Raw genomic sequence first — 15,038 nt, 5'->3', positions numbered from 1 at the left:
GTCGATGCGTGCGCGGTGGCGACGATGCCGCCAGGCATATCACGACCACCGGGCGGTGTCGAGACGGCGCAGCGCGGGTCATCCCTCTCCTCGCGGTGAGGATGAAGCCCCGAGCCACATCCTCGACGTGGTCACGGCGGCGTGAGGACCGAATCCACTGCATGCTGGAGAATGGCGGTCGCTCGGTGCAGCGTGGCGGGATCGGTGGGCATCGCCCGGTCCCAGAACAGGCCGTCGAGAACCGTGTTGAGGAACGCGGCGTTCAGCGACTGATCACCCTGTGGCGCTGCACCTTCGGCGGCGAGAATGTCGAGCCACTGCTCGACTCTCCGGTGCGCTTCCTCGGCGAAGGACGCGTAGGCGGCTCGGATGTCTGCGGTGGGTTCGGGTACTGCGAACGCCTCGACGGTGCTGATCAACGCGCGCCGCGCCTGCGCACCGACGGCAGGCACCAGGACCTGCTCGAGGCAGCGCACGAGGCGATCCCGAGCCGGTATCGATCGGTCGTGGATGACGTCGGCGTCCGGTGTCACCACGTCGTAGATCGTGGCGAGAACGGCCTCGCGCAGTGCGCGCTGGGTGGGGAAGTGATGACGGAGAGAACCCATGCTCACTCCGGCGCGCGCGGCGACCGATCGCACGCTGAGTGTCGACGCCGGGTCCTCACCGATCATCTCGCAGGCAGCGATGAGTATCCGCGCCCGCGTGTCCGGGCCGGGTTCCTCCGGTGTCGGCATCGCGTCCCCTCTGTTCCTCTGCGCTCGTTCCTGCTCGGAGCAGGACCGATCACGCGACCAGCACAATGTGCTAGCACGGTGTGCTAGCGTCGTCGCCATCGTTCGCGACAGTACAGCGTGCTAATGGCACGGCCGGCGGAAGAGGAGCGAATCATGTTCGATCGAGTCAGGCGCCGCCGCGCGGCTCGTCGGGTGCGACCCGGCGACGGGCGAGCACTGCAGCCGTTCCGATGGTGGCAGTTGCTGGGACGTGCGCTGTTTCATCTCCCACCGTCGGGCCCCCATGAGCCGGAATGGTCCGTCGACATCAGGCACTGGCAGGACCAGGCCTCCGGTTCTGTCACGGCCGATCTGTACAGAGACGGTCTGTGCGAAGCACGGTCGGCACTGCCCGCCGCGTTCCCCGTCGAGGACGGCCGCATCGAGGTCGCGATGAGTGGTTTCGGTGTCAAGCGGTGCCATCTCGTCTCCGCTGACGGGAGCGAGCGGCAGCTGAGCCCCGACCCTCGCTCGGCCGAAGGGCGCCGGGCCCGATTCGACAGGCGACACCCCGCGGCGAGTTCGGTCATCGGCGTCGTCTCGATCGCCCTCGTTCTCAGCGGAGTCCTGTCGCTCGCGGTGTATCTCGTCGAGACGGTGTCTCGAATTCCGCCGATCGCCGAGTCGGTCGGTGTCATCGCCGCACCGATCGATCTGCCGACGTGGTCGACGGTCGCCTCCACCGTCGGTGCCGCCGTGGGCAGCACGGAACGCGCTCTGCGACTGCGTTATCACTGGCTCGACGCCGCCGGCAACTGATCGGCCGTCGGCCACCCCTGCTACCGAATGGACATCCCGTGAACCGATACGACACGCGTACTGCTGCGGTGGCCGCGATCAGCCTCGTTCTCGTCGGCTGCTCGACGACCTCCACCGCGTCTCAGCCCGATACTGCAGTGCAGCAACCATATTCCATGCCCGACCTCGAGTGGGCCTCATGTCCCGACGACGTCGGTGACCCAGCGGAGGAACCGTCGCGCCTGCAGTGCGCGTCGGTGCCCGTGCCGATCGACTACGACGACCCCGATGCTGGACAGATCGACGTCATGATCTCTCGGCTGCCCTCCCAGAAGCCGGAGGAACGGCGAGGGGTGCTGTTGCTCAACCCGGGCGGCCCCGGTGGTACGGGGCTCGACCAACCGACGTTCCTGGTGAATCGGGGCATGCCGCAGTCCGTGCTGGACAGTTACGACCTCATCGGCATGGACACCCGTGGGGTGGGCCATTCCAGTCCCATCAGCTGCGGCTTCACCGACGACCTGCACTACTACGGCGCAGTCCCGCCGTACGCGTACGACCAGGCTGCCTTCGACGAGCAGGTTCGTACTGCGAGAGAAGTCGCGCGCCGGTGCGCCGCCGAGGACGACGGCCTGCTGCGCCACGTGAGCACCGCGAACATGGCGCGGGACCTCGACCGCGTCCGAGCTGCTCTCGGCGAGGACACCGCGAGCTTCCTCGGCTACTCCTACGGCTCGGCGCTGGGCGCGGCCTATGCGTCGATGTTCCCCGAGAGCACCGACCGAATCGTGTTGGACAGCAACATCGGTGACACCCATCTCGATCGAGCCGGGATGCGGCGCTATTCCCGAGGAATGGAAGACACCTTCCCGGATCTCGCCCGGTGGATGGCCGAGCGTCACGACCGATACGGTCTCGGTGCGACCGAGGACGAGGTGCGGGCGACGTACTTCGACATCGCCTCCAGGCTCGATGCCACGCCCGTGAACGGGGTCGACGGTCGCTCGTTCCGTCTGGCCACCTTCGTCACGCTGTACAACCCGGCGACGTACGAGACTGCGGCCGATGCGTGGGTCTCGTACCGGGACGGCCTCGCGGCGGGTCAGGGTGGGGACCTTCCGCAGGGGGCTCCAGTACCGTCGGCCGGCGACAACTCGTGGTCCGTCTTCCTGGCGGTCACCTGCAACGACGTCGAGTGGCCGCACGACGTGACCACCTACGAGAGTGCCGTCGCCACCGACAGGGTCGACTACCCGCTGTTCGGCGCAGCGGCGGCGAACATCATGCCGTGCGCGTTCTGGGCCCATGCCCCGACCGAACCCCCGGTCTCCATCGACTCCGACGGACCGACGAACATCCTCATCGCGCAGCATCGACGTGATCCGGTCACGCCCTCGAGCGGCGGTGAACTGCTCGACGAGCACTTCGGAGATCGTTCCCGGCTGCTCACCGTCGACGGCAGTGGGCACGGTGTCTTCGCACTCGGAACCAACCCCTGCGCGCAGGAGGTGGTCACCGACTATCTCGTCGACGGCACCATGCCGGAGAAGGACGCCCAGTGTCCTCGGGCGACGCAGTGTCCTCGGGCGACGCAGTGAGCACCGGCTGACGCCGTGACATCTGTCATGACCGGTCGATGACAGTGTCACCGTATCCGGTGCACGCAGGCACTGGCAGCGGTCGGTCAGCTCGACGACTCTGGTTGTCGATGAACACATTCGACCGGATCGACCGAGGCGCAAGGAGGGCGACATGACGAACCCGCCGCACGACAGCACGCAGGACGCACCGACCACCGATGCCGGCGCGAGGGTGGTGGACAGTCTGGGTGGCACCAGCGGCATGATCCGCACCGCGATACCGGTGATCGTGTTCGTCGTCGCGAACGCCGTCTGGACGCTGCCGGTCGCGATCGGCGCCGCGGTGCTCGTCGCACTGGGACTGACCGTCCATCGCGTCCGAGGTGGTGAGTCGATCGCCGGGGCGAGCGGCGGTCTCGTCGGCGTTCTCGCCGCCGGCGCCGTCGCGGCGATGAGTGGCAGTGCGAGCGGCTACTTCCTTCTCGGCATCTGGACCAGCCTGGTGGCCGGCGTCGTGGTACTCGCATCGGTGTTGATCCGCAGACCGGTGACCGGCCTGCTGTGGAACGCGCTGCACGGCAACCGATATGCATGGCGACGGAACTCCTCGGTGCGCCGCGCCCACGACGTCGCCACTCTCACCTTCGCGGTGCTCTTCGGTGCCCGGTACCTCGTGCAGGACTGGCTGTACGACACCGACGCCACCGGCTGGCTCGCCGTCGCGAGAATCGCGATGGGTGCGCCGTTGTTCGCGGTCGCCGTGGTGGTCACCGTCTGGGCGTTCCGGCGTTCGACCACCCACTTCGTCCGTTGAGAGACACCACTGACAGACAGCTCGACACCCGCCCCACCAGAGGAGAGGACCTCCCATGACCACTGCACCCGATCTGATCGCGATCGACGACCTCTTCGGCCCGCCCGCCGCGGTCGGTGCCCGAATCTCTCCGGAAGGCAACAGAATCGCCTTCCTCGCACCGTGGAGGAACAGGCTCAACGTCTGGGTGCAGGACATCGCCCCGGATCTCTCCGCCGTGGGTGATGCACGATGCGTGAGCGCTGACGAGACCCGCAGCGTCATGAAGTTCGAGTGGACCGACGACCCCCGGTGGCTGCTGTACCTGCAGGACAGTGGAGGCGACGAGAACCACCACGTGTTCCGTGTCGATCTCGACGATCCCTGCAGTCCCGCCGTCGATCTCACGCCGTTCCCCGGCGCTCGTGCTGTCGGACTCCTGCCGGTGCGCGGGAGTACAGGCAGCTACACGGTGATGCTCAACGCGCGGAACCCTGCCGAGTTCGACCTTCACAGGATCGACGTCGCGACCGGTGAGATCACCATGATCGGGCGCAGCGCCGGAACGGACCGATTGCTGATGCTCGCGGATGGCGACATTCTCGTCGAGCAGGAGACGACCGACGACGGCCACCTGCTCCTGTCCCGGGTCACCCCGTCGGGAACACGGACTCCGATCGCGTCGATCGACGCCACGGACTACCCGATCGGGATCACCCCGACCGAGATGACCCCGGACGGTACAGGCTTGTGGATGGGCTCGACCCGCGGGCGCGATCTGACTCACCTCGTGCGCGTCGACCTCGACACCGGCGAGGAGACCGTCGTCGACTCGCACCCGACGTTGGAACTCGACGCAGCCCGCCGCGCTGTCGAACAGACATTGTCGCCCCTGATCTGCGACGCCGAGACCGGCGACCTGCTCGGGGTGCGATACCTGGGCGAGCGTCAGGAGATACGGGTGCTCGACCCGCGCTTCGGAGAGATCCTGCGCGCACTCGAACAGCTCTCGGACGGCGATGTCGGCGCACTGTCCTCGGACCGGAGCGGACTGCGCTGGACCGTCAGCTTCGTGCACGATCGGGATCCCGCTGTCACCTTTCTCTACGACCACACCGCGGGTGCGAGCCGCCAGTTGTTCCGTCCGTACCCGCATCTCGAGCCGACCGCGATGGCGCCGATGGAACCGGTGACCATCGAGGCGCGCGACGGGCGTGCGCTGCCGTCTTTCCTGACGTTGCCTCTCGGCGTCGACCCGACCGCGCTGCCGCTGGTGCTGTTCGTGCACGGCGGCCCCTGGTATCGCGACTCGTGGGGCTTCGATTCCGTCGTGCAGATGCTCGCCAACCGCGGGTATGCCGTGCTGCAGGTCAACTTCCGCGGTTCCACCGGCTACGGGAAGGCTCACACCAACGCCGCGGTGGGGGAATTCGCGGGCGCGATGCACGACGACCTGGTCGACGCGGTGGAGTGGGCCGTACAGCAGGGGTACGCCGATCGTGAGCGCGTCGCGATCATGGGCGGCTCGTACGGCGGGTACGCCGCGTTGGTCGGCGCGACCTTCACCCCCGACGTGTTCACCGCGGCGGTCGATCTGGTCGGCATCTCGGACCTCGCCAACTTCATGAGGACACAACCGTCCTTTCTCCGGGCCAGCCTGGTCAACAACTGGTACCGGTTCGTCGGCGACCCGAGTGACCCGGAGCAGGAAGCGGACATGCTCGCGCGGTCCCCGATCAGCCGTCTCGACGCGTCCATGGCGCCCCTGCTCATCGCGCAGGGAGCCAACGACCCTCGTGTCACCAGAGCCGAGTCCGACAACGTCGTCGCCACCCTCCGCTCGTGTGGGGTCCACGTCGACTACCTCGTCTTCGACGACGAAGGACACGGGTTCGTCAACCCCGAGAACACCATCGCGTTCTACAGCGAGGTCGAGCGGTTCCTCGCCCAGCACCTTGGTGGGCGCGAGCATTCCGCGAGTCCCTCGTCCGTCCACGCACCGAGCGGGTCGCTGTCGTGAGCCGCAGGACGGCAGGAGTCACCGTGGCAGTCACTGCGCTGGTGCTCGCCGGGTGTGCGCAACCGCGGACCGAGCCGGATCTGAGCAGTGTTCACGGCCAGGACGTGGCCTTCGAATCGTGCGACGGGTACGCGGTGACATCGGCCGATGCCACTGCGTTCGCCGCCGACCCGACCTTCGAGTGTGCTCACGTGACCGTGCCGTTGGACTACGACGATCCCGACGGTCGGACGGCGCAGATCGCCCTGCTGAAGGCACCCGCGCGGGGTGAGCGAATCGGGTCACTGCTGCTCAATCCGGGTGGGCCCGGTGGGCCGGGAATGAGCATGGCCGCCGCGGGTGCGACGACCTTGGCGGACAGTCGCGTGACCGAACACTTCGACCTGATCGGCTTCGATCCTCGCGGGGTCGGTGCGTCGACACCGGCGATCGACTGTTTCACCGATGCCGAGAACGACGCCGGCGAGGCGTACACCACGGTGCTGACCGGCTCGAGAACGCTGACGGAGGACGACTCGCGTCGCCTGGTCGAACGCTGCGCCGAGCGCTCGGGCGGCGACGACGTCCTCTCGGCGGTCGGAACTCGAGATGCCGCGCGGGACATGGACATTCTGCGAGAGGTGCTCGGCGACGAGAAACTGAGCTACCTCGGTCAGAGTTACGGAACGAGACTGGGAGCGGTGTACGCCGAGATGTTCCCTCAGAACGTGCGCGCCATGGTCCTGGACGGCGCCATCGACCCCGCTCAGAGCACGGCCGACCGCAGAGTCGACCAGTTCACCGGCTTCCAGCGCTCGTTCGACGAGATGGCCGCGTCCTGTGCGGCGTCTCCGGACTGTCCGCTGGGCCCCGATCCGAGCAGGGCGGTCGAGAGGTTCCAGGACATCGTCAGGCCTCTCGTCGAGAATCCCATCGTCACCGAGAGCGGTCGGCGCCTCGACTTCGACGCTGCATACGGAGCGGTGGTCGCGGGACTCTACGACTCGACGGTGTGGCCTGTCATCATCCGAGGGATAGCCGAGGTCACTGCGGGACAGGGAGACACGTTGCTGAAGATCCTCGACGTGTTCGGCGGCCGCGACGAGGACGGCACCCACCCCAACTTCAGCGAAGCGCTCTACGCCGTCAATTGCATGGACGAGGACCGCAACACACCGGAGGAGGAAGTCGAGCTCAAACGGAGAATTCAGGAGATCGCGCCGTTCACGGACGCGGGACTCGGTCCGGAGGGAGCTCGTGATCCGTGCGAGTTCTGGCCGGCCGAGCCGACACTCGGAATTCCCTACGCACAGGATGTCGAGGGCGTTCCCGACACTCTGACGATCTCGATCACGGGTGATCCGTCCACGCCCTACGAAGGAGGTGTGAACCTCGCGGACACTCTGGGCGGAACGCTGCTCCCCGTGGACGGCGAGCAGCACACCGTCGCGATCTCCGGTGCGAATGCCTGCGTGAACGACATCGTGGCCGACTATCTCGTCGAGCTGGCCACACCCGAGGCAGGGACTCGCTGCACCCTCTGAGCGCTCGCTCAGGCGGTGCGCGCGAGGTGAAGTCGCAAGCGCAGCACGGCGTCTCGCACGCGGGTCTTGACGGTGGCATGAGGTACGCCGAGCCGCTCGGCTGCTTCGCGGCACGACAGGCCCTGGAAGTAGACCAGGTCGACAGCGGTTCTCTGCAGACTGGTCAGTTCGATCAGCGCCTTCGTCAGCAGATCGTTGTCGGCGTTCGTCCACACCGCTTCCCAGACGCCGTCGTGAGCGCGGTCGAAATGCGATGCGGTGTACGCCGTGTCCCGCCTCGCCGACGCCGTGTCGGAGCGCGAACGGTCGATCGCTCGTCGGCGCGCGAGAGTCGCCAACCAGGCGTGAGGTGTCCCTCGGTCGGAGTCGAACGTTCCGGCCGAGGTCCACACCTGGAAGTACGTCTCCTGAGCCGTGTCCTCGGCGCGCGCACGGTCTCCGAGAACTCGCAACGCCGCTGCGAACACCACGGGTCGAGTGACCAGCATCAGTTCGACCATCGCGCGGTCGTCCCCGGAGGCGATCAGGCCGAGCAGGACACCGCATCGGTCGCGAAGGTCTCGGTCCAGCGCAGCGGCCTTCGCCTCGGTCGCTGCACGATCGGACCGATCGACATCGAGAAATGGTGGGCGCGCTCGTCGCGGAGATGCGTACTCCGCCGTGGTCATGGACTGATTCTGCATCATGCGGGCCCCGACGCTCGCATGAACGGACACCGCGTATCTCGCGTCGTGCGCCGTGCGGTCCGTTTCCTGAGCAGCGGGCGACCAGGAGTTCGTGAATCGCGCCAGTCTCGGTGTCAGGAAGTGTTCGAGGGTCGGTAACCCGTGAGAAGCGCCGTGAGATCCGATGTGTCGTTGCTCTCCCGGGTTCCCGTCCGACTCCGACTGATCGGCGTCGGGTGACTCACGGATGGTCGACAGGCCGGGGCAGTGTCCCGTGTCGGATCAACTGGTCGTAGATGCCCTCGAACATCGTCGACATCTCCTGCACCTGAGGGGGAGTGAGGGCATCGAAGAAGACGGACCGCACGAAGTCGATGTGTCGCGGCGAGACATCGGCGAGGGTGTCGTTACCTCTGTCGGACAGTGCAACTCGGGTCACTCGACGGTCGTCGGGGTCGGTCGCCAGGGTCACGAGTCCCCGTGCGCTCAGGCTGCGGAGCTGATGCGAGACCCTGCTGCGCTCGGAGCCGATGCGGGTGGCGAGGTCGGACACCGAGAGCGTGCGCTCGGGATCGCTGACCAGCGCCACCAGTACGTCGTAGTCGGCCAGGGAGATGCCGTGATCGCCGCGCAGCTGGTGATCCATCTCGTAGCGCAGCCGCAGGTGCACCTTCATGTAGGCGTACCAGGCCCGTGTCTCCTCCTCGCCGAGAAAGGCGTAAGGAGACTCGGATGCCACGTCGTACTCGGTCATCGTCCTGTTGTACCCGGCCGACGACGGACGGCCCGCATCGAGGCGGCCACCGACCTCAGGTGAGGATGACGGTGTAGACCTGTGCCAGGAGGCCGTCGCGAACGATGCCGACATCGGCTCCGCGGACGACGGGATCGGAGCCCTCGGGTCCGAGTGCCCACGCCAGGTAGCCGGCGTCCTGCATGAGGTGAACGCTGCCGTCCGCGGTGAACACGAATCCCGGTGCGTCGTCGAGGATCGCCTGCACCTTGGCATCGAGTGCGTCGTGGCCCTGCACCCGAGCCTCGGCATCGGAGAAGACGACGTCCTCGGTGTACGTCCGCGCGATGGCGGCCCGCCTCGCCGCGGGGTCCCGTTCGCCGAAGACCTGCAGGAGGTTGGCGTGCATCAGCTGCTCGATCGACTCTGCCATCGCTGGGCTCCAGTTCCATACAGGTGAAGGTTCACCCAAATTAGGCGCGGCCGGTCTCCACGTCAACCGCGTCGCGAGAGGGTGGCGCCACAATGGAACGGGTCAATGGACCGTCCGTGGGGGATCTGCCATTCATGCCCGAGTCGACCTCCGGTGATGGATCCTGATCGTGGAGATCGAGAGTGTGGTGTGACCTGCCGGGTCACCCTCGCGGTCAGAGCTGAGTCGGGCGATGAACTATGCGGAAATGTCCACCGATCTGTTGCAGGAACGGTACGAGCGGCTGGTGACGGACCGCCGTTCCGCCATTGCCCGCGACGCGCCACCGGACGACGTCGTGTCGGTCTCCAACGAGTGCACCCGGGTGCGCCGCGAGTTGGACCGTCGCGCCCGTCGAGTTCTGTGATCGACGAAACCCGTGGGCTCGATCTTCCGCCCCCTGCGGCGGTGCTGAGAGACGATGGGGGTGTGCTCGACGACGATCGAATTCCCCGTGATCCCCCGACCCCCGACGTCCCGACGCGGTTGCGGCGCGCCGGAGCCGGCGGAGTCGCCACGGTGGAGAAGACCCTCGCCGTGCTCGAGGTGGTGGCCGATCGCGGCGGCGCCACCGCCAAGGAGGTCTCCGAGGTGCTGGGCTTCCCGCTGCCCACGACCTACCGTCTGCTGCAGGTACTCGTCGGTTGCGACTACCTCGTTCATCTCCGAGCGCGACAGCGGTTCGAGCTGGGATACAAGTTGGCTCGTCTCGGTGTCAGCCTGCATCGCCAGGTCGGCGTGCCTGTGCCGGTGCGGCAGCGTATCTCGAAGCTGCACGAGACACTGGGGACGGCAAGCTACTTCGCCGTCTACCGCGGGTCCGACGTTGTGGTGGCGCATGTCGCCGACTGCGCCACCCACCCCCGCATCACGCCGCTGAACTTTGGTTTCCACGAGGCCGGGCACGCGACTGCCTTCGGCAAGATCCTGCTCGCTGCGATGTCCCGCGAGGACGCAGCCGAGTACCTCGACACCCATGGCACCGAACGGCTCACGTCCACGACCATCACCGACCGCGACGAACTGGAACACCACCTCGCCGAGGTGTCCCGTCGTGGGGTGGCATGGGAGCGTGAGGAATTCGTTCCGACGAAAGCGTGCGCTGCAGTGGCTGTCCATGATGCGTCGGGTGCGGTCATGGGAGCCGCGGCCATCAGCACCCCCGATCGGGAAGTGGACCGTCGACGGGCGGCCGAGGTGGAGCACGCGTTGCGGTCCGCGGCGAACGAGATCAGCCGGTGGTTGCGCACCGGCTGACCTCGTCCGCGTCAGGAGAACTGGATGCCACCGTCCACGAGCATCGTCTGACCCGTGACGTAGTCGGAATCCGGAGATGCCATGAAGCTCACGAGCTTCGCCACATCGTCGGGCACCGATACTCGGCCCAGCAGGATCGACTGGGCGTTCTCGGCGAGCGCCTCGCCCTTCTGCTGGCCGTGCTTCGCGGCGAGCTTCTCGTCGATGAGATCCCACATCGCCGTGCCGACGATGCCGGGGCCGTAGGCATTGACGGTGATGCCGTGTTCGGCCCACTCCATGGCCGCGGCCTGGGTGAGACCGCGTACGGCCCACTTCGTCGCCGAGTAGGGGCCGAGAAGTGCGAAGGGTCGGAACGCGACGATCGAGGCCGCGCCGATGATCTTGCCGCCGCCTCCCTGCGCGATGAACTGGTTGGCCGCGGCTCGGTAGGAATTGAAGATGCCTTTGACGTTGACGTCGAAGATTTTGTCGAAGTCGGCGCTGTCGTATTTCAGCAGCTCCTCGACCTGGGCGATTCCGGCATTCGCGACGAAGACGTCGAGGCGCCCGCCTGCGTCCACCGCGGTACGCACCAACGATTCGACCGAGGATTCGTCCACGACGTCGACCGCGGCGCCCGTGGCCACACCGCCGGCACCGACGATCGTCTCGACGGTCTCGTCGACACCGTCCTTCGAACCAGGCAGGTCGGCGACGACGACGTGAAGACCGTCTCGGCCCAGGCGTTCGGCAATGCTCTTACCGATTCCTCGGGCTGCTCCGGTGACGACGGCGACGCGTGGGTTCTGGCTCATGGAGACCTCCGTGACTCGGTGAATGATTCTCATCCAGATCACACCTGCACGGTCTGGGGCGTCCAGGGTCGTTATCGCGGAGTGAGAACGGGGACGTTTGGATGACTCGTCCGCGGGCACGCCGCACTCATGACCGATCCACACGACGAACCCACACTCGACGACGTCCTGGTTCCCACGGAGGACGCGCACCCGGACCGCCGGGCTCACGCCAAGACACCGAGCCATCTCGACGACGACGAGCTCGAGCAGAGAACGCAGCACGAGCGAGACGAAGTGCAGGACTGACGCGGCGCCTCAGCGCCCGAGGAAATGCGGATCGCGCCCGATGAATCCGAGTAGCCTCGTCTGATCGTCGGCGTCGTCGGGTACGGCGACAGCCGGCCCGTACTGGCCGGACGACCGCATGAGCTCCTCGATCGGCCGCATGCCGTCGACCAGTTCGGCGCAGTAGTCGGCGTCGAGTGAGAGGTCCTGCCCGCCGGCCGCGGCGAGGTCCCACGAGTGCATGAAGACGTCGGGTACGTAGAACTGGCCGACCGCCGCGGGAAGTGGCATCTCGCCGATCATCGGATGGTGGAACGGGGTCGCGGCGTCCGGCCCGTCCAGCACTCTCTGCACGGCGTCGCTGTGGACACGCCAGGCATCGACCGGGTCCTGGAGTGGTGAGCGCCCATGATCGAGTTCCAGCCCGGTGGCCGTCGTCAGAAACGCCGGGAACCAGTCGACGAGGTGCGCCACCACATCACGTGCGGTCCAACCGTCCACGGGCGCCGGGGCATCCCAGGCCGACGTGGACTCGACGAGCGTGGTGAAGGTCGCGGCGACGGCGCGGTGACGGTCGGCGGTCTCGCGCGGCGGTGTCATGCGCGCACTGTGCACCGTCGTCGCCCTCACGTCAATCGTGCGCGAGCGAGCCCGAGCCGAGCAGGGTGCCCGTGTCGGCGGGCGCTCGGATCGTTGCGTCACCGGTCTCCCCGCGCACAGGATGCGACCCGAATTCTGTCTGTGCCGCTGCGCTGTTCGACGGTGACGGGTCATTGATATCGAGCCCCGGTGAACTCGAACGGCGGGTGAGTCGACGTCGGCATGAACAACGTGGATACGACGTGGATCAGGCGACGGCGCCGTGCGGTCGTCAGCCGAATTCGGGTGTCGGTCCGAAGTGGGGAAGTCTCGTCGACAGTGGTTGCCGAGCCGTCGACTGTTCCGGGCGACCGTGCGCGATGAGTCCGAGTTCTGCGATGTGAGAGTCGAAAGCATCGCGACCGACCCGGGTCAGCTCGACCCACGTCACCAGTCGCGAGTCGCCGCGGGAGAGTGATGTCGTCTTCTTCGTCGACACGTAGCCCGCGTCCGACAGAGCTCGGAGATGTTTGGACAGAGACGCATCACTGATCTCGAGGGTGTCGCGGATGATGGCGAAATCGATCTCGTCGACTCGGCGTAGAAGCCCGCAGATGCGCAGCCGGACCGGTGCGTGGATGACGGCATCGAATCGTGGTTCGGGGCCGCGATCCTCGGTCACGACCGTGGTCCGGAGTGCGCCCGGCCGGACGGGCGTCGGACGTCGTCTGCGTGCAGATGGCGGCGATACTCGCGGTCGAACAGGCGGCCGCCGAACAGCACGAGCACGAAACACAGCGCCTGTGGCACGAGGACCCACCACGCGGACAGAGATGCCACCAGACCGTAGGAGACGCTCAACGATCCGAGCACGGTCACCAGCAGCCCACCGAGAACACACCACCCGACCACACCCACTCCTGATGGGCGTACCCCCGTCAGGCGGGGATAGAGCACCGTCGTCACGATCGCGGCCGCGACCAGAACAGACGTCGACACCGAACGCACGTGGCCGTCGGGCAGCGACGGTGTACCGACGTACAGGGCGGTCAGTGCCGCGAAGGTTGGATAGAACCATGTCGGCGCCACGAGACGGTCGGCCAGAACGACTCGGTCGGCATGGATCTCACTCAGCAGGGCGCGAGCATCGTCTGGCGACTGATGGCTTTCCATGACGGAAACACTAACACTTTCCGTACCGGAAAGTGTTAGGTTCGACGGGTCGTGCAGTCCACTCGAGGAGGGTCATGAAGAAGCGCCCGATCAGCACTCGCGCCGTCGTCGTCACCGGCGCCCTGACGGCAGTCGTCACGGTGGGTGGCACCGTGAACGCCGGTGCGCAACCGATGTACTTCTCACCGGAGCAGCGCATCCACACTCTCGCCGAGGTTCCCCAGTGCCTCGCCGGAACGGTCGATGTCAGAGTGACCAGCGGCTACACCCCTGACGAGATTCACGCTGACTTCACGACCCATCTGTACAGCCCCGCGTGGGTGGGGCTGGCCGACTACGAGTGCTACGTGACCATGTACGCGGACTGGCACAATCACGACACCGGCGCTCGCGGTACCGCCGGACACCGAGTGGCGAGCTGGCGTTTCCAGGGCCCCAACGTGACCAACCCCTATCTCGACATCGACACGGGTGCAGGACCGGTCACTGTCACGTTCAGGACGAACACCCCGCACACGCCGAGCCCCACTTTCGAGGTGCCGGCCCGATGACGGCGATGCGGACGTTCGTCGTTCCGATCGCTGCACTGTGTGCGTCGGCTCTGATGGGGTGTTCCGGCGGGGATTCCGCGACGGATGCGCCGGCTGCTGGGACCACGGTGGCCACGTCGACGGTGGAGCCGACCACCGCGACACCGGCGGTGGAGTCGACCACCGCGACACCGGCGTCGGAGGAGTCCACTGCCACCCCACCGGAGCAAACTCCGGAAGAAGCGGCCGATCTCGTGCCCGGGGGTGCGCCCTTCCAGCCGTCCGGCAACGAGGCAGGCAACGTCGATCCCGCGGTGTTCCTGACCGAACCCGGGAAGTACAACTTCACGTCGCCGATGGGAAACCTGCACTGCGGTATCTGGGCGTCGGACGGTCCAGAGGGACGAGTGGGATGCCAGGCCGAGGACGGCCGAAACCCAGTCGAGGGTGCGCAGTGTTCGAACGCGGCCAACGACAAGGTGGCAATTCGTGTCACCGGTGCGGGTTCGGGGAGCTTCTGCACGACGCAGGGCATCTACGTCGATCAGAACGCTCTGGTGCTCGACGTCGGCCAGGTGCTCTCTGTCGACGGGGTGGTGTGCAAGTCCGGGCCGGACGACATCATCGCCTGCACCGCACCCACGGGCGGGTTCACGTTCTCCCGCGACATCAACTACACGTACTGACCGACGTCAGGGAACGAGGTTGCCGATCTTGGCGGAGATGGTCGAGGTGAGAACCTTCGCGACGACGAGAGCCAGGCCGGGAACCGGAGCGTCGAATCCGATGGTGTAGTCGAGAGCGGTGCCGCCGTCGGTCGTCGGGGTCAGGCGCTGGGTGCCCCAGTGTCCGCGCAGCGGTGAGCCCTTGGTGATCTTGTACTCGATGAGGGTGTTCGGTTCGGAGACGATCGTCGTCTCGTGGAAGGCGGGCAGCGGGCCGAGCTTCAGTGCGCGCGTGGAGCCGACACCGTTGCGCGAGCTGTCTCCGTCACGAACACGCGTGATCTTCGCTCCGAACAGGGGGCCGAGGTTCTCGTGCTCCGACAGGGCTGCGAACACGACATCCGGTGCGGACGTGAACTTGTGGGTGACGTGGACGCGCGTGGGTGCTGCCATCAGAGGGACTCCTGTTC

The 15,038-nt window shown here is 66.8% G+C and carries 19 protein-coding genes; 10 read left to right on the top strand and 9 right to left on the bottom strand.

Features of this window, described 5'->3' with window-relative positions; genetic code table 11:
* Positions 1-131 precede the first annotated feature (131 nt).
* Positions 132-737 (bottom strand): TetR/AcrR family transcriptional regulator, encoded by a 606-nt coding sequence (locus tag OG947_RS09415; protein WP_027506528.1) that lies wholly within the window; start codon positions 735-737, stop codon positions 132-134.
* A gap of 153 nt (positions 738-890) precedes the next feature.
* Here OG947_RS09415 and OG947_RS09410 point away from each other — a divergent pair, with 153 nt between their 5' ends.
* The 5 genes from OG947_RS09410 (at position 891) to OG947_RS09390 (ending at position 7,430) form a co-directional block, all read left to right on the top strand.
* Positions 891-1,535 (top strand): hypothetical protein, encoded by a 645-nt coding sequence (locus OG947_RS09410; protein WP_261781762.1) that lies wholly within the window; start codon positions 891-893, stop codon positions 1,533-1,535.
* A 155-nt stretch (positions 1,536-1,690) separates the two neighbouring features.
* Positions 1,691-3,112 carry an alpha/beta hydrolase gene (locus OG947_RS09405; RefSeq protein WP_328813768.1) on the top strand — a complete coding sequence of 474 codons (1,422 nt, stop codon included), beginning with the start codon at positions 1,691-1,693 and terminating at the stop codon, positions 3,110-3,112.
* Positions 3,113-3,266: 154 nt separating this feature from the next.
* Positions 3,267-3,908, top strand: a complete 642-nt coding sequence (locus tag OG947_RS09400; protein ID WP_328813767.1) for a DUF3159 domain-containing protein — start codon at positions 3,267-3,269, stop codon at positions 3,906-3,908.
* 55 nt (positions 3,909-3,963) lie between these two features.
* The gene (locus tag OG947_RS09395; protein ID WP_328813766.1) at positions 3,964-5,907 is read left to right on the top strand and encodes a S9 family peptidase; all 1,944 of its coding nucleotides are present in this window, start codon (positions 3,964-3,966) and stop codon (positions 5,905-5,907) included.
* Positions 5,908-5,930: 23 nt separating this feature from the next.
* Positions 5,931-7,430 (top strand): alpha/beta fold hydrolase, encoded by a 1,500-nt coding sequence (locus tag OG947_RS09390; protein WP_328813765.1) that lies wholly within the window; start codon positions 5,931-5,933, stop codon positions 7,428-7,430.
* 8 nt (positions 7,431-7,438) lie between these two features.
* Here OG947_RS09390 and OG947_RS09385 read toward each other — a convergent pair whose 3' ends face one another.
* From OG947_RS09385 to OG947_RS09375, 3 genes are all read right to left on the bottom strand, one after another.
* Positions 7,439-8,098, bottom strand: coding sequence for a sigma-70 family RNA polymerase sigma factor (locus OG947_RS09385; RefSeq protein ID WP_328810838.1), 660 nt, complete (start codon positions 8,096-8,098; stop codon positions 7,439-7,441).
* Positions 8,099-8,336: 238 nt separating this feature from the next.
* Entirely contained in the window at positions 8,337-8,849 is a 513-nt protein-coding gene (locus OG947_RS09380) for a MarR family winged helix-turn-helix transcriptional regulator (RefSeq protein WP_056443434.1), read from the bottom strand.
* A 55-nt stretch (positions 8,850-8,904) separates the two neighbouring features.
* On the bottom strand, positions 8,905-9,261 hold the full coding sequence (locus OG947_RS09375) for a nuclear transport factor 2 family protein (RefSeq protein ID WP_056443437.1): 357 nt from the start codon (positions 9,259-9,261) through the stop codon (positions 8,905-8,907).
* 247 nt (positions 9,262-9,508) lie between these two features.
* Here OG947_RS09375 and OG947_RS09370 point away from each other — a divergent pair, with 247 nt between their 5' ends.
* Both OG947_RS09370 and OG947_RS09365 read left to right on the top strand, forming a co-directional pair.
* A complete protein-coding gene (locus tag OG947_RS09370) occupies positions 9,509-9,667 on the top strand; it encodes a hypothetical protein (RefSeq protein WP_197027825.1) in 159 nt (52 codons plus the stop codon).
* A gap of 62 nt (positions 9,668-9,729) precedes the next feature.
* Complete coding sequence (locus OG947_RS09365; protein WP_328813764.1) at positions 9,730-10,557, top strand: IclR family transcriptional regulator; 828 nt, start codon at positions 9,730-9,732, stop codon at positions 10,555-10,557.
* A gap of 11 nt (positions 10,558-10,568) precedes the next feature.
* On the opposite strand, the gene OG947_RS09360 is transcribed toward OG947_RS09365, so the two are convergent.
* Entirely contained in the window at positions 10,569-11,354 is a 786-nt protein-coding gene (locus OG947_RS09360; RefSeq protein ID WP_222650630.1) for an SDR family oxidoreductase, read from the bottom strand.
* 129 nt (positions 11,355-11,483) lie between these two features.
* On the opposite strand from OG947_RS09360, the gene OG947_RS09355 reads away from it, so the two are divergent.
* Positions 11,484-11,642, top strand: coding sequence for a hypothetical protein (locus OG947_RS09355; RefSeq protein ID WP_200933861.1), 159 nt, complete (start codon positions 11,484-11,486; stop codon positions 11,640-11,642).
* 9 nt (positions 11,643-11,651) lie between these two features.
* Here the strand turns inward: OG947_RS09355 and OG947_RS09350 are convergent, their stop codons facing one another.
* The 3 genes from OG947_RS09350 to OG947_RS09340 form a co-directional block, all read right to left on the bottom strand.
* The gene (locus OG947_RS09350; protein ID WP_328813763.1) at positions 11,652-12,221 is read right to left on the bottom strand and encodes a maleylpyruvate isomerase N-terminal domain-containing protein; all 570 of its coding nucleotides are present in this window, start codon (positions 12,219-12,221) and stop codon (positions 11,652-11,654) included.
* A gap of 271 nt (positions 12,222-12,492) precedes the next feature.
* Positions 12,493-12,882 carry a transcriptional regulator gene (locus OG947_RS09345; RefSeq protein WP_307096551.1) on the bottom strand — a complete coding sequence of 130 codons (390 nt, stop codon included), beginning with the start codon at positions 12,880-12,882 and terminating at the stop codon, positions 12,493-12,495.
* Entirely contained in the window at positions 12,879-13,373 is a 495-nt protein-coding gene (locus OG947_RS09340; protein ID WP_328813762.1) for a hypothetical protein, read from the bottom strand. The genes OG947_RS09345 and OG947_RS09340 overlap by 4 nt, the downstream gene beginning before the upstream one ends.
* A gap of 74 nt (positions 13,374-13,447) precedes the next feature.
* On the opposite strand from OG947_RS09340, the gene OG947_RS09335 reads away from it, so the two are divergent.
* Positions 13,448-13,924: a hypothetical protein gene (locus tag OG947_RS09335; RefSeq protein ID WP_328813761.1), complete on the top strand. Its 477-nt coding sequence runs from the start codon at positions 13,448-13,450 to the stop codon at positions 13,922-13,924.
* Positions 13,921-14,589: a hypothetical protein gene (locus tag OG947_RS09330; protein WP_328813760.1), complete on the top strand. Its 669-nt coding sequence runs from the start codon at positions 13,921-13,923 to the stop codon at positions 14,587-14,589. The genes OG947_RS09335 and OG947_RS09330 overlap by 4 nt, the downstream gene beginning before the upstream one ends.
* A gap of 6 nt (positions 14,590-14,595) precedes the next feature.
* Here OG947_RS09330 and OG947_RS09325 read toward each other — a convergent pair whose 3' ends face one another.
* Positions 14,596-15,021, bottom strand: a complete 426-nt coding sequence (locus tag OG947_RS09325; protein ID WP_328813759.1) for an SRPBCC family protein — start codon at positions 15,019-15,021, stop codon at positions 14,596-14,598.
* Positions 15,022-15,038 lie beyond the last annotated feature (17 nt).

This window comes from Rhodococcus sp. NBC_00297, assembly GCF_036173065.1.
Taxonomy (GTDB): domain Bacteria; phylum Actinomycetota; class Actinomycetes; order Mycobacteriales; family Mycobacteriaceae; genus Rhodococcoides.
This window is presented reverse-complemented; position numbering and strand designations above follow the sequence as displayed.

Coding starts and splice junctions, on each gene's coding strand:
- OG947_RS09415 (WP_027506528.1), bottom strand. CDS start 737: ATGCCGACACCGGAGGAACCCGGCCCGGACACGCGGGCGCGGATACTC.
- OG947_RS09335 (WP_328813761.1), top strand. CDS start 13,448: ATGAAGAAGCGCCCGATCAGCACTCGCGCCGTCGTCGTCACCGGCGCC.
- OG947_RS09340 (WP_328813762.1), bottom strand. CDS start 13,373: ATGGAAAGCCATCAGTCGCCAGACGATGCTCGCGCCCTGCTGAGTGAG.
- OG947_RS09350 (WP_328813763.1), bottom strand. CDS start 12,221: ATGACACCGCCGCGCGAGACCGCCGACCGTCACCGCGCCGTCGCCGCG.
- OG947_RS09385 (WP_328810838.1), bottom strand. CDS start 8,098: ATGACCACGGCGGAGTACGCATCTCCGCGACGAGCGCGCCCACCATTT.
- OG947_RS09395 (WP_328813766.1), top strand. CDS start 3,964: ATGACCACTGCACCCGATCTGATCGCGATCGACGACCTCTTCGGCCCG.
- OG947_RS09370 (WP_197027825.1), top strand. CDS start 9,509: ATGTCCACCGATCTGTTGCAGGAACGGTACGAGCGGCTGGTGACGGAC.
- OG947_RS09325 (WP_328813759.1), bottom strand. CDS start 15,021: ATGGCAGCACCCACGCGCGTCCACGTCACCCACAAGTTCACGTCCGCA.
- OG947_RS09400 (WP_328813767.1), top strand. CDS start 3,267: ATGACGAACCCGCCGCACGACAGCACGCAGGACGCACCGACCACCGAT.
- OG947_RS09410 (WP_261781762.1), top strand. CDS start 891: ATGTTCGATCGAGTCAGGCGCCGCCGCGCGGCTCGTCGGGTGCGACCC.
- OG947_RS09405 (WP_328813768.1), top strand. CDS start 1,691: ATGCCCGACCTCGAGTGGGCCTCATGTCCCGACGACGTCGGTGACCCA.
- OG947_RS09355 (WP_200933861.1), top strand. CDS start 11,484: ATGACCGATCCACACGACGAACCCACACTCGACGACGTCCTGGTTCCC.
- OG947_RS09380 (WP_056443434.1), bottom strand. CDS start 8,849: ATGACCGAGTACGACGTGGCATCCGAGTCTCCTTACGCCTTTCTCGGC.
- OG947_RS09360 (WP_222650630.1), bottom strand. CDS start 11,354: ATGAGCCAGAACCCACGCGTCGCCGTCGTCACCGGAGCAGCCCGAGGA.
- OG947_RS09330 (WP_328813760.1), top strand. CDS start 13,921: ATGACGGCGATGCGGACGTTCGTCGTTCCGATCGCTGCACTGTGTGCG.
- OG947_RS09375 (WP_056443437.1), bottom strand. CDS start 9,261: ATGGCAGAGTCGATCGAGCAGCTGATGCACGCCAACCTCCTGCAGGTC.